Raw genomic sequence first — 12,842 nt, forward strand, 5'->3', positions numbered from 1 at the left:
CGGTTATTCCGCTGGCTGATGTTTGGTCAGGCGCTCGACCACCCTGACCAGCTCGGCCACGGAGCGGACCTGCATTTTCTCCATCACCCGGCGGCGGTGTACTTTCACCGTGATCTCACTGACGCCCAGCTCGGCGGCGATCTGCTTGTTGAGCTTGCCGCTGATGGCAAGCTGAAGCACCTCATGCTCGCGCGGCGTGAGGGACATGTGGCGCTGTTTCAGGGCGTAGTGCTCTTTGACGCGGGCGGCGTTGTGCTGTGCCAGCCTGAGCGCGGATTCGATAGAGCCAATGAGGGCGCTGGATTCAACGGGTTTAGTGAGAAATTCGTAGGCCCCGCCTTTGATCACCCGGACGGACATAGGGATGGTGCCGTGACCGGTGAGAAAAATGATCGGTATTTCTCGCCCGTTGGCTTTCAGCGCATCTGCGACATCAAACCCGGTGATCGTGGGCATCTGCATATCGAGGATCACGCAGGAGGGCAGATCCTCAAAGGGATGGCTGAGAAAGGCTTCTGCTGAGGAAAAGCCAAGGGCGTGTATATCCGCTGATTCCAGCAGCCCAACAACGGACTGCCTGACTGCGTCATCGTCATCAACCACATAAACAATGTGTTCCATTCACCGCCCCGGTGTGATCAGTAAACCATCGAGAATAAAATGCGCCTTTTTGAACGTAAGCGACTGTTTGCTATCCTCATTCATACTAACACATTAATAATTATTATCATTCGGCAATATGAAGATGATATGAAAGTGTAATAAAAATGTGGCGAATTAGTTAGGATCGGAACGCTGTTTTTAGAGACCTTTCCTGCTGCGAAGCCAGAGCGTGACACAGGCGATATTCATCCTGAGCCACGATGTTTTGTGTGAGGACGCCGACGGGTAAAACAGGCTACACTCTGATTTTGAGCGCGACAAGCTGAGGACATAACGATGCACTACACACTGAAAAGCAGTGACGATAAAGAAAAAGCGGAAGGAACAAGCGGCGCGGGCGCTCTACAGCAAAAACTGCTGGAATCCCGTTCGATTGTCATCTCCGGTGAGATCAACCAGGAGCTGGCCCAGAAAGTCATCACTCAGATGATCCTGCTGCAAAGCGTCAGCAACGATCCGATCAAGCTGTACATTAACAGCCAGGGCGGCCACGTGGAAGCGGGCGACACCATCCACGACTTCATTAAGTTTATCCGACCGGAAGTGCACGTCATTGGCACCGGCTGGGTGGCAAGCGCCGGGATCACCATCTTCCTGGCGGCGAAAAAAGAGCACCGCTACTCGCTGCCGAATACCCGCTTTATGATCCACCAGCCGCTGGGCGGCGTGCGCGGTCAGGCAACGGATATCGAAATCGAAGCGCGCGAGATTATCCGCATGCTGGAACGCGTAAACAAACTGATTGCTGACGCCACCGGCCAGCCGCTGGAGAAAGTGAAGAAGGACACCGACCGTAACTTCTGGATGTCACCGGCGGAAGCGCTGGACTACGGCATCGTGGGCAAACTGATCACCCATTATGACGAGCTGAACCTGGATTAAGTTTTAGCCCGCGCGTGCGTCGGGTGACGGCTTCGCCTTACCCGACCTACGCGCGCTCGATTGACCCATGACAAGTTCCCCCCTGGCTGTCTCTTCTATAATCGCGCCTGTCTCCCCTCTCACTGGTGCTAACCATGGCGTATCAACTGAACCTCGACTGGCCGGAATTTCTTGAGAAATACTGGCAAAAACAACCCGTTGTGCTGAAAAATGCCTTCCCGAATTTTGTCGACCCCATTACCCCTGATGAACTGGCGGGTCTGGCGATGGAGCCGGAAGTCGATAGCCGCCTGGTAAGCCATGCTAACGGCAAGTGGCAGGCGAGCAATGGCCCGTTTGAGCATTTCGATAACCTCGGTGAAACCGGCTGGTCTCTGCTGGCGCAGGCGGTGAACCACTGGCATATGCCCGCCGCAGAGCTGGTGCGTCCGTTCCGCGTCCTGCCGGACTGGCGTCTCGATGACCTGATGATCTCCTTCTCCGTCCCGGGCGGCGGCGTTGGGCCGCATATCGATCAGTACGATGTGTTTATTATTCAGGGGATGGGTAGCCGTCGCTGGCGCGTGGGTGACAAGCTGCCGATGCGTCAGTTCTGTCCGCATCCGGCCCTGCTGCACGTCGATCCGTTTGAGCCAATCATTGACGAAGATCTGGCCCCGGGCGATATCCTCTATATTCCGCCTGGATTCCCGCATGACGGCTTCACCCATGAAACCGCGCTCAACTACTCTGTCGGTTTCCGCGGGCCGAACGGTCGCGATCTGATCAGCAGCTTTGCCGATTACGCGCTGGAAAACGATCTGGGTGGCGAGCACTACAGCGATCCGGATCTGACCTGCCGCGAACACCCGGGCCGCGTGGAGCAGTACGAGCTCGATCGCATTCGCCAGATGATGATCGACATGATTAGCAAGCCGGATGATTTTACAAAATGGTTCGGCAGCTTCGTCTCCACGCCGCGTCACGAGCTGGATATTGCCGCCGCCGAGCCGCCGTATTCCGCAGACGAGGTGCTCGACGCGCTGCAAGGGGGCGAAACGCTATCACGCCTGAGCGGGCTGCGCGTGCTGAACATCAACGGCTGCTTCTTTATCAACAGCGAACAGCTGGAGACGGCGGATGTGAACGGGGCGGACGCGCTGTCCCGCTACACCCAGCTCGGCCAGGCCGAGCTGGGTGTAGCTCTGAATAATCCGGCGTTTGTGGAAGAGTTGACCGGATTGATTAACCAGGGATACTGGTACTTCGACGAGTAACAGACAGCGGCGTTTAGTCAGACTAAACGCCGCTACGTTCAAACCAGCATATTACAGGCCTTCCAGTAGTTCAGAAGCCGCTCATCGTCGCGCTCTTTTTCCGCTTTGATTTTCATCGCTTGGGCGAGATTTTCTCGCGATACCTCATGGCCTTTTTGCACGATGTCTAAGACCGCTTCACCAAGAGCCAGCGAAATTTCTGTCCGATTGTTGCGAATCGTCATAAATACCTCCTCGTTGGTTGCGATACTTTAATTATGAACGGAAAATAATCAGTCGCTAATAATTCATCTCATTCTTATTTTTTTCAATTCGGCGCTAAATAGACATAATATTCGGTTCTGTCAATGATGTTTCAAAATGCTAATACGCATTTCAGGTCCGAATTTATGCGCTACAGTTAATTTCGTGCAACAGGCAAATAACCGAAACAGGAGAATTAATATGGTAGATAAAAGCGCAATTAAGGATCACACTCAGGTTGTCGCCAGCTGCGGAACGCATGTCGGGGTTGTAGACCATCTTGATGGTGAGCGTATCAAGCTTGCGAAGAGCGACCCGGAATCAGGCGGCAAGCACCACTTTATTCCTCTCGGCTGGGTCGATAAGGTCGAAGATAATAAAGTTGTCCTGACCAAAAACCATAAAGAGGTTTTTGCTGAGTGGCAGGAAGCATAAATATATTTCTCGTAAAGAAATATACGCCTTCGCTCCGGCTTCGTCCGGAGCGTAATAGTGTCTGCGCCCGGTGATTGCTGCCATGGCAAATGAATGGTACTGTTTTGCCTGTCCTTTCCCCGATGCAGGCTCCGAATTATGCTCCAGAGTGAAAATACATCAGCGAAGCGCATATTTTTTGTTGAGGATTTTCAAATATTCGGCGAGCGCTACGGCATCGACTACCGTTTCCCGCAGCTAAAAGATGAGCAGGTCAGCGGCAGCCCCGTGTTGCAGGGGAATGTTGAAGAGATGACGCTCTCGTCCGGCATTTCACTGACCCATTCCGACGTACGTGTATTACAGCCCTATGAAACCACCTCTCGCCACAGCAGCCCGCTTTATATGCTGGTGGTGCTGGAAGGGTGCGTGACGCTCACGCTCAATGGTATCGATTATCCCGTCCGCCCGGGCATGGCGTTCAGCTCGCGTCTGAGTGAAGATCAGGTGATGAGCGCGCGTCACGATGCTGACAGCACGCTGAAAACGCTCTCGTTTGGCGTGTACCCGCACGATGCCGGACGTGAAGCCCTGCTTGAGTCGCTGCTGCTGGAATGGCAAAGCCTGAATACCCCCGCGTTTGTCTGGCACGTTCCCGAGTTTGTGATGTCAGGCATTCAGCATGCACAGCGGCAGGGGGGAAGCGTGCTCTCGCGTAAGCTGTTGCTGGAGGGGCTCATGTACCAGCTGCTCGGCCACGGCCTGAACCAGTGCCAGCTGCCCTGTCCGAGCCGCCCTGAGCATGCGCGTCTGGAACGCGTCCGGTGCCTGCTGGAACAGTCTCCTGAACGTGACCATACACTCGCGCAGCTGGCAGCCCTTGCTGCCATGAGCCCAAGCAGCCTGCGCAGCAAGTTCCGTCAACGCTACGGCTGCACACTCTTCGATTATCTCCGCGACTGTCGCCTTGCGCTGGCGCGTCGCTATCTGCTGGAAGGCCATAGCGTACAGCAGGCCGCCTGGATGTGCGGGTATCAGCATGCCACCAACTTCGCCACCGCGTTTCGTCGTCATTACGGGATTTCACCGGGTGACGTGCGCAAACTCCGCTAACGTAATTTTGTCCATCGCGCGAACGTATCCCGTGCGGTTTAGCATCGCGCATACATAACCTGGCGGCGCGCATAGCTGTTTGCACCCTCAAAAAGGTAATAATTCTTATTAACAATAAGAAATATCTCTGGAGAGGGTTATGTTTGCTAAATCGCGTCTGGCACTGCTGGTGGGATGGGTTACCGGTAGCGTCGCTTTTCCTTTACTGGCGCAGGATGCCCAAAAAACTGACACCGTGGTGGTGACCTCGCAGATGCAGTCTGCGGCCACCAAGCTTGAAACGCCGGATATTGAAACCCCGCAATCGGTCTCTATCGTCACCCGCGAGCAGTTCGAAGAGCAGGGCGCAACCAGCGTGCGTCAGGCCGTGAGCTACACGCCGGGGGTATACAGCAACCAGATTGGGGCATCAAACCGCTTCGACTACATGGTGCTGCGCGGCTTCTCGGACGGCAGCCTGGACAACGTCTACCTCGACGGACTGAAGATGATGGGCGACACCAATTCCCACAGCTCGCTGGTGGTTGATCCGTGGTTCCTGGACAGTGTCGAAGTCGTGCGCGGCCCGGCCTCCGTGCTGTACGGTCGCTCATCGCCGGGCGGCATCGTGGCGCTCACCTCCCGTAAGCCATCGTTCGATCCGGGCGGGGAGATCAAGCTCTTCGCCGGTAACAATAACCAGCGCGGGGCGATGTTCGACGTCACCGGCCCGGTTGATGATAACGACCGCGTGGCGGTGCGCCTCAGCGGGATGACCCGCTATGCCGATTCCCAGTTCGATCCGCTCAAAGAAGAGCGTTACGCGCTGATGCCGAGCCTGACCTGGCGTATCACCGATAATACCCGTCTGGATCTGATGGCCTACCTGCACCGCGATCCGGAAGGCGGCAGCCACTCCGGCCTGCCGTATGAGGGCACCGTCGTGCCGCACAGCGGTAAGAAAATCTCCAACACCTTTTTTGAAGGTGAAGACGATTACGACAAGTACGATCGTCGGGAAAACATGGTCGGTTATAACATCGAGCACTTGTTTGACAGCGGCTGGGCCGTGCGTCAGAAGCTGCGCTACCTGCACACCAAAGTCGAGCTGAACCAGGTGTATGCCGCAGGCTGGCTGAACGACACCGAGCTGAACCGCGGCTATTCCGGCTCCGACGAGAAGATGAACGCCATCACCCTGGATAACCAGGTCGACGGCAGCTTCGATACCGGCGAGGTGAACCACCGCGTGCTGATCGGCATTGACTACCAGGACCGCACCAACAACGTCACCGGCTACTACGGCGGCTTCCCGCCGATTGACGCTTTCCATCCTGCTTATGGCGCGAAGCCGGACTACATCACCCAGTACAGCAGGGAAAAGCATAAGCTGCGCCAGACCGGCTACTACCTGCAGGATCAGATGTCCATTGACCGCTGGCGCCTCACGCTGGGTGGGCGTTACGACCAGGTGAGCGTGTCGAACGTCGACAACTTCAACCATACCCGCAGCGATCTGGATAAAAACAACTTCAGCAGCCGCGCGGCGCTGCTGTATCTGTTTGATAACGGCGTCGCGCCGTACGTCAGTTACTCCACCGCCTTTACGCCGACCAGCTTTGCCGACGAGCAGGGGAATATCCTGGATCCGATGAAGGGCAAGCAGTGGGAAGCGGGCGTGAAGTATGAGCCGGAGGGGATGAACAGCCAGTTCAGCGCCTCGGTGTTCCGCATCAACCAGAAGAACATTGCCACTAAAGAGGAGCCGACCGATCCGTACCGTTCCATCGGTGAAATCGAATCCGAAGGCGTTGAGCTGGAGGCGATTGGACAGCTGACCGACAGCCTGCGCATGCAGGCGGCCTACACCTATACGGATATTCGCTACAAGAAGAGCAGCCCGGAAGAGGAGGGCAAGCGCGCCGTCTATGCCCCGCGTAACATGGCCAGCGCCTGGCTGAGCTACGACGTCAAAAGCGGCCCGCTGGACGGCCTGACCGTCGGCTCCGGCGTGCGCTATGTCAACGGGATCGCCAGCGATCGTCAGAACACCCATACGCTACCGTCATACACCCTGGTGGATATGGTTGTGGGGTATGACCTGTCGAAAGTGGGGCTCACGGGCGTGAGCGCGCAGTTGAACGTCAATAACCTGACGGACAAAAGCTACGTTGCGGCGTGTAACTCGCTCTCTTACTGCTACTTCGGTGCAGAGCGCAGCATTGTCGGCAGCGTTTCGTGGACGTTCTGAGTCGTTAGCCAATGCCCGGTGGCGCTGCGCTTACCGGGCCTACGGGATCGGTTTTCACCCTCTCCCTGTGGGAGAGGGCCGGGGTGAGGGCAAAATGCCGCACTACCCCTCCATCGCAATCACAATCGCCTCACCCATCTTTTTCAACGCCTCGCGATGTTTATCCGTCGGCGGCAGCGCCACGTTGATCCGCAGACAGTTGCGGTACTTACCGGAGGCGGAAAACAGCGACCCGGCCGCAGCCTGGATCTTCAGACGGCACAGCTGCTTGCTGACGCACACCATGTCGACCGTCTCCGGCAGCTCGACCCACAGCAGGAAGCTGCCCTGCGGGCGGGTAACGCATATTTCTGCCGGAAAATACTGCCGCACCCAGCAGGTGTAGGTCTCCATATTCTGCTGATAAATCTGGCGCATGCGCCGCACGTGGCGATGGTAATGACCGTCGCGAATAAACGCCGCCACCGCCATCTGCGTGCCCGGCACGTTAAACCCGCCCGCGGCGTATTTCATGTGCATCACCCGGTCGTAATAGCGCCCCGGCACAATCCAGCCGACGCGCAGCCCGGGCGCCACGGTTTTGGTAAAGGAGCTGCAGAGGATCACGCGGCCATCAATGTCCATCGAGTGAATGGTGCGCGGGCGCGGGTACTCTGCGGCCAGCTCGCCGTAGATATCATCCTCCACAATCACAATATCGTGCCGCTGGGCGAGCGCCAGCACCTGCTTTTTACGCGCTTCCGGCATGATAAACCCGAGCGGGTTATTGCAGTTGGGGACCAGGATCACCGCTTTGATCGGCCACTGCTCCAGCGCCAGCTCTAACGCCTCGATGCTGATCCCGGTCTCGGGATCGGTAGGTATTTCAATCGCCTTGATGTCGAATCCGCGCAGCATCTGCATGGTGCCGTGAAACGACGGCGACTCGACCGCCACGATGTCCCCCGGTTTGCACACCGAGAGCAGGGCGATCGACAGCGCGCCGTGGCAGCCGTTGGTGATCACAATCTCGTTTGCCGCCACGGTGGAGCCGCCGTCCAGCATCAGGCGGGCGATCTGCTCGCGCAGCTCCAGACGACCATCGAGCACGTCATAGCTCAGCATTTCGCCAGGGTTATGCTGCGCAATGCGGCTCATCTCGCGCCACAGCGGCTTCAGGCTCGGCTGGTTGATGTCCGGCGAGCCGCCGCCAAAGGAGATCATCTCTTTGTCGGCGCGGGCGTCCAGCAGCATCATCACCTCATCCCACTGGGTGACGTCCACGGGGCGCTGCACCGGGCGCGTCATCGCCGGTACGGGCGGCTGCGCTTTGCGTTTCGAGACAAAATAACCGGAGCGCGGCTGGGGCGTGATCAGCTGGAGATTTTCGAGGATCTGGTAGGCCTGCTGTATGGTGCTGATACTCACGCCGTGTTCCTGGCTCAGCGTGCGTACCGACGGCAGACGTTCGCCGCTGCGATACAGCCCTTGTTCGATACGTTCTGCCAGTAGGTTGGCCAGATGTTGATAGCGCGTCATGCTGTATCCTTTGTTTTCACCATACAGATTATTAAACCAGTACAGATTGGTGGGTAAAACGCCATGCAGATACCGTTTTAGCGGATCTGTATGGTAAACAAAAGCAGTTTTTGAATCTGTATTGTACTGGCCGTTTTCCATGATGATAACCCCACTGGCACAGCGAGGAGAGCATCATGGAATTCTACGAGAATCGTTCAAAACGTCCGTTTATCGCGTTTGTCTGGGTAGCGAAAACGCTGCGTAACTGGTATCGCATCAACCGTACCCGCCGCATTCTGAGCCAGATGAGCGACGAGCAGCTCAAGGACGTTGGGTTATCGCGATATGATGTGTAAGCATAGGGTTGCCCGGTGGCGCTACGCTTACCGGGCCTACAGGAGACCGTAGGCCGGGTAAGGCGCAGCCGCCACCCGGCGGTTTTCAACTCAACAGCGCAAGCGTCTGCCGTTTCGGCCTTTCCAGCAGCTCAACCGCCTCCTGATATGACCGCACGTTGTTATAGCCCATCACCAGCCCGTAGCGTTTGCCCGACCCGCGATACCACTCCGACAGCGCATTAACCTGTAGTTGCTGTTCCTGCCAGCAGCGGGCGATCTCCCGGTCAGCGCTTCCCTTTGCGAGGAACGCGACAATATGCATTCCACCGTCGTTTTGCTCGGTGAAGAACAGGTCACCATAGACCTCACCTAGGGCGGCAATCATCCAGTCGCGGCGGATCTGATACAGGGCGCGCATCTTTTTCAGATGACGAAAAAAATGCCCTTCGTTGAGAAATGCGGTGAGGATTTTTTGCGTCAGCACCGGCTGGCCGCTGGTGGTAATGTCCGCGCAGTCGGTAAAGGCCCCGACGGTGCTGGCGGGCATCACCACGTAGCCCATGCGCAGTGAAGGCATGATGGTTTTGCTGAAGGTGCCCATAAAAATCACCCTGTCATGCTGGTCGAGGCTTTTCATCGACGGCAGCACTTTGCGGGTGTAGTGAAATTCCCCGTCATAATCGTCTTCGATAATCCACGCCTCGTTTTGTGACGCCCAGTCGAGCAGCTGCTGCTTGCGCGGCAGTGAGAGCGTCACCGCCAGCGGACTCTGATGCGACGGGGTCACGATGGCAAAACGCGCGTCGCGATGATGACGGAGCAGGTAGTCCGTATCGATTCCGCAGCGATCAACCGGCACGGTGTGCAGGCGGGGCACGATCCGCTTGAGCAGCTGCTGGCCCATAAAATAGCCCGGATCCTCAAACACCACCTTGTCGCTGCGGCTGGCAAGCGTGTCGAGGATCAGGCGCAGGCTGCCGCTGTAGCCGCTGGTGATCAGTACCTGTTCGGCGGTGCAGGATAACCCGCGCGAGATATTGAGATAGCGGGCAATCGCCTCGCGCAGCGGATACCAGCCCAGCACCGGCGGGTTGAGCATTTCATCCTGACGCATGGCGCGCGTCGCCTGGCCCGCCAGCAGCAGCCATTTTTTATAGGGGAAGCTGTCGAGCGCCGGAATGCCGGGGCGCAGAAAACCGGCCCGTTCGCGCTGGCTAATCAACGACGCCGGCAGCGTGCCGGTCGCATGTTCTGTGGGGGCGTGTTGCGCGGGCAGCAGAAGATCCGGGTTCACCCGCGTCCCGCGCGCGCCCTGGCTTACCAGATACCCTTCGCCCGTCAGAATGGCATACGCCGTCTCGACGGTTTTACGCGCCACCTTCAGCTCTTCAGCCAGCACGCGGATGGCAGGCACTTTATCGCCCGGCTTCAGCACGCCGCGAGTGATGTTGTCGCGATAGCGGGAATAAATCTCATGATAGCCCGGCTTCATGTCCTACCTCATTTCACGCTTTTTGTGTCTTTTTACTATGTCATTAACGGCGTAGATTTGCCTTATCGCATGAAAAAAACGGCACAAAAAGAGGAAAGACAATGAGCACCCGCGTAAACCACCACAAAGCCACACCTGCACTTGCCAACGCGCTTTCTGCCCTGAGCATGGAGGTGGCGAAAACCTCTATTGATCCGGCACTGAAGCACCTGATCGACATTCGCGTATCGCAGCTGAACGGCTGCACCTTCTGTCTGGATATGCACTCGAAAGAGGCTAAAATCGCCGGTGAGCGCGAGCTGCGCCTGTACCATCTGGCGGCCTGGCGCGAGTCCCCGCTGTTTAGCGCCCGTGAAAAAGCGGCGCTGGCCTTCACCGAAGCGCTGACCCAGATTGGCGTACATGGCGTGAGCGATGCGCTGTACCGCAGCGTGGCGGAGCATTTCTCGGATGTCGAGATTTCAGAGCTGAACTTCGCCATCGTAGCGATCAACGCCTGGAACCGCCTGGGCATTACCTCCCGCATGGAGCCGGGCGCGCTGGATGCGGCTTACGGTCTGAACAAGGCTAACCTGGAATAATTCCGCGCTCGCGGATCATCGCCACCAGCGCCCGTAATCCAGGCGAGTGGGGGATTGGGGCGTTTATGGAGTCGAAGTCGATGGTGGGTTAAACCCTGCCCGGTGGCGCTACGCTTACCGGGCCTACATGAACCCGTAAGCCGGATAAGCGCAGCGCCATCCGGCAAACACTTCGCTCCATACCGAAGCATTGTGGTTTTTCCTCCTGCATTCTCTCCACACCCTCACAACGGAGAGACACCCATGATCGCAGTCCTTTTTGAAGCCAAAGCGGAGCCTCATCATCAGGCGCGCTATCTGCAGCTTGCCGCTGAACTCAAGCCTTTGCTGGCGGACATCGACGGCTTTATTGATATAGAACGTTTTCAGAGCCTGAGCATCGACGGCAAAATCCTGTCCCTTTCCTGGTGGCGGGATGAAGAGGCCGTCCGCCGCTGGAAGCAGAATGTCTTCCATCAGGCCGCGCAGGCCGAAGGCCGGGAGTCGATTTTTTCTTTCTACCGTATTCGCGTGGCGCAGTTGGTGCGGGAGTACAGCTCTGAAACGAGAGGGCACGCGGATGTATGACGTTCACGTGATTTTTAGCGACAGGCCCGGCGAGCTGGCGCGCTTTGGACAGCTGTTAGGCCGCAACGGCGTGGGGCTGGAGGGGGGCGGCGTTTTCGGTACGGATGCCCATTTCCTGGTGGAGGACGGGGAAAAAGCCCGCCGTGTGCTGCTCGACGCCGGGTTTACCGTGCAGGCGCTGCGAAAGCCGGTGATCAGAAAGCTTAAGCAGGAGCGTCCTGGCGAGCTGGGCGAGATAGCGGCGGCGCTGGCCGCAAAGGGCGTGTCTATCCTGACTCAGTACAGCGACCACGCGAATCACCTTATTCTGCTGACGGATGATGATAAGCTGGCCGCTGAGATCACCACACCCTGGGCGACGAATGTTAAAGACGAGCTTACCCTCTGATAACAGCGCGATGCTGGAAAAGGCCATTGCCGCTGTAGCGGCTGCAATGGCCGATCCGTCGCGCGTGAAAATGCTCTGTGCACTAATGGACGGGCGAGCGTGGACGGCCACCGAACTGAGTGCGGCGGCAGACGTTGCGCCGTCGACCGCCAGCGGGCATCTCGCCCGGCTGATGGACGGCAAACTGATTACCTGCCTGTCTCAGGGGCGGCATCGCTACTATCGTCTGGCGGGGCATGACGTGGCGGAGTTAGTCGAGCAGATGATGGGGCTCTCCTGGCGCCGCATTACCCCGCCGGAAACTACCGCGCCGAAAGCCATGCGTAAAGCCCGGACCTGCTACGACCATCTCGCAGGCGCGGTGGCGGTGCAGATCTACGATTTCATGCAGGCAGCAGGCTGGCTGGAGGCAGACGGTTCAGCGCTCACGCCGTATGGTCGGGAGCAGTTTCTGAAGCTCGGCGTTTCGTTAAGCGCTCATTCGCGCCGAAAAGCGTGCTACGCCTGCCTGGACTGGAGCGAGCGGCGGTTTCATCTCGGAGGCGAAGCCGGCGCAGCGCTGCTTCTTTATCTGGAAAGCAAAGGGTGGATCCAGCGGGTGGCGGGGTACAGGGAGGTGGTTGTGACGGCTTCAGGACAGGGCGCCATCACCAGACATTTTAGCCGCTAAACTCCGCTGCGGGCTGTGCCCTCACGCTGCCCCTCTCCCTGTGGGCTGAGGGATCCCCAGTAATTTTTTTATGCAGAAGCAATAAAGTTGCTTTCTAAATGACTGAGGGCTGTCAGCGATGCCCTGGTCCGGCTGTAAATCGCTGAGGCGTTTGCCTTCCGGCCGGGGCGAGGCGCAGGGATGCGCCGAGAGGGCGGCTTTACAGGGACGTTGCCTCCGCCCGTACCCGATAAGCCGGAAGGAATAAGCCGAGGGCACCGCGAAGCGGCGATTTACCGCCGGGAGCCCGGGTCGCCAGGGTGGTGGCGACTGAGCCACCCTGGCACGTTCACCGGTCATGTCGTTACAGAGTAGCAAGGAACATAAAGTGAACGGAATGACCACCACCGCCGTATGTTCCCCTCACCCTAACCCTCTCCCCGGAGGGGCGAGGGGATTGCTCAGTGCTCGCATTAATTTGTGGGGAACCCTCAGCCCACAGGGAGAGGGAGAATCTCATTTCGCA

General features: G+C 57.8%; 14 protein-coding genes. 10 read left to right on the top strand and 4 right to left on the bottom strand.

Translation table 11 applies throughout. The features are described 5' to 3' along the window. Positions 1–3: 3 nt before the first annotated feature. Positions 4–621 (bottom strand): response regulator transcription factor, encoded by a 618-nt coding sequence (locus ACQG1K_RS02775; RefSeq protein ID WP_367075507.1) that lies wholly within the window; start codon positions 619–621, stop codon positions 4–6. 318 nt (positions 622–939) lie between these two features. Between ACQG1K_RS02775 and ACQG1K_RS02780 the strand changes: the two genes are divergently transcribed. Continuing rightward, a complete protein-coding gene (locus ACQG1K_RS02780; protein ID WP_022646928.1) occupies positions 940–1,545 on the top strand; it encodes an ATP-dependent Clp protease proteolytic subunit in 606 nt (201 codons plus the stop codon). A 134-nt stretch (positions 1,546–1,679) separates the two neighbouring features. After that, a complete protein-coding gene (locus tag ACQG1K_RS02785) occupies positions 1,680–2,801 on the top strand; it encodes a cupin domain-containing protein (protein ID WP_023305383.1) in 1,122 nt (373 codons plus the stop codon). Positions 2,802–2,839: 38 nt separating this feature from the next. Here ACQG1K_RS02785 and ACQG1K_RS02790 read toward each other — a convergent pair whose 3' ends face one another. Then, positions 2,840–3,025, bottom strand: coding sequence for a hypothetical protein (locus tag ACQG1K_RS02790; protein WP_010427252.1), 186 nt, complete (start codon positions 3,023–3,025; stop codon positions 2,840–2,842). 220 nt (positions 3,026–3,245) lie between these two features. On the opposite strand from ACQG1K_RS02790, the gene ACQG1K_RS02795 reads away from it, so the two are divergent. From ACQG1K_RS02795 to foxA, 3 genes are all read left to right on the top strand, one after another. After that, entirely contained in the window at positions 3,246–3,479 is a 234-nt protein-coding gene (locus ACQG1K_RS02795; RefSeq protein WP_003863067.1) for a DUF2171 domain-containing protein, read from the top strand. Between the two features lie 138 nt (positions 3,480–3,617). Then, positions 3,618–4,571: a helix-turn-helix domain-containing protein gene (locus ACQG1K_RS02800; RefSeq protein ID WP_022646930.1), complete on the top strand. Its 954-nt coding sequence runs from the start codon at positions 3,618–3,620 to the stop codon at positions 4,569–4,571. Positions 4,572–4,692: 121 nt separating this feature from the next. After that, positions 4,693–6,801: a ferrioxamine B receptor FoxA gene (gene foxA, locus ACQG1K_RS02805; protein WP_115504204.1), complete on the top strand. Its 2,109-nt coding sequence runs from the start codon at positions 4,693–4,695 to the stop codon at positions 6,799–6,801. Between the two features lie 102 nt (positions 6,802–6,903). On the opposite strand, the gene ACQG1K_RS02810 is transcribed toward foxA, so the two are convergent. Beyond that, positions 6,904–8,319 carry a PLP-dependent aminotransferase family protein gene (locus tag ACQG1K_RS02810; protein ID WP_022646932.1) on the bottom strand — a complete coding sequence of 472 codons (1,416 nt, stop codon included), beginning with the start codon at positions 8,317–8,319 and terminating at the stop codon, positions 6,904–6,906. Positions 8,320–8,495: 176 nt separating this feature from the next. Between ACQG1K_RS02810 and ACQG1K_RS02815 the strand changes: the two genes are divergently transcribed. Next, on the top strand, positions 8,496–8,657 hold the full coding sequence (locus ACQG1K_RS02815) for a DUF1127 domain-containing protein (protein WP_003863073.1): 162 nt from the start codon (positions 8,496–8,498) through the stop codon (positions 8,655–8,657). An 85-nt stretch (positions 8,658–8,742) separates the two neighbouring features. Here ACQG1K_RS02815 and ACQG1K_RS02820 read toward each other — a convergent pair whose 3' ends face one another. Then, positions 8,743–10,131: a PLP-dependent aminotransferase family protein gene (locus ACQG1K_RS02820; protein WP_367075513.1), complete on the bottom strand. Its 1,389-nt coding sequence runs from the start codon at positions 10,129–10,131 to the stop codon at positions 8,743–8,745. Between the two features lie 101 nt (positions 10,132–10,232). Here ACQG1K_RS02820 and ACQG1K_RS02825 point away from each other — a divergent pair, with 101 nt between their 5' ends. The 4 genes from ACQG1K_RS02825 to ACQG1K_RS02840 all read left to right on the top strand — a co-directional run bounded on the left by ACQG1K_RS02825 (position 10,233) and on the right by ACQG1K_RS02840 (position 12,337). Further along, positions 10,233–10,712 carry a carboxymuconolactone decarboxylase family protein gene (locus ACQG1K_RS02825; protein WP_022646934.1) on the top strand — a complete coding sequence of 160 codons (480 nt, stop codon included), beginning with the start codon at positions 10,233–10,235 and terminating at the stop codon, positions 10,710–10,712. Between the two features lie 243 nt (positions 10,713–10,955). Next, entirely contained in the window at positions 10,956–11,279 is a 324-nt protein-coding gene (locus tag ACQG1K_RS02830; RefSeq protein WP_023305388.1) for an antibiotic biosynthesis monooxygenase family protein, read from the top strand. Beyond that, positions 11,272–11,667: an amino acid-binding ACT protein gene (locus ACQG1K_RS02835; RefSeq protein WP_022646936.1), complete on the top strand. Its 396-nt coding sequence runs from the start codon at positions 11,272–11,274 to the stop codon at positions 11,665–11,667. Before ACQG1K_RS02830 ends, ACQG1K_RS02835 begins: the two co-directional genes overlap by 8 nt. Further along, a complete protein-coding gene (locus ACQG1K_RS02840) occupies positions 11,642–12,337 on the top strand; it encodes an ArsR/SmtB family transcription factor (RefSeq protein ID WP_367075516.1) in 696 nt (231 codons plus the stop codon). Before ACQG1K_RS02835 ends, ACQG1K_RS02840 begins: the two co-directional genes overlap by 26 nt. Positions 12,338–12,842: the final 505 nt, after the last annotated feature.

Origin of the sequence: Enterobacter cloacae complex sp. 402C9, assembly GCF_050030745.1 — a bacterium.
GTDB lineage: Bacteria > Pseudomonadota > Gammaproteobacteria > Enterobacterales > Enterobacteriaceae > Enterobacter > Enterobacter intestinihominis.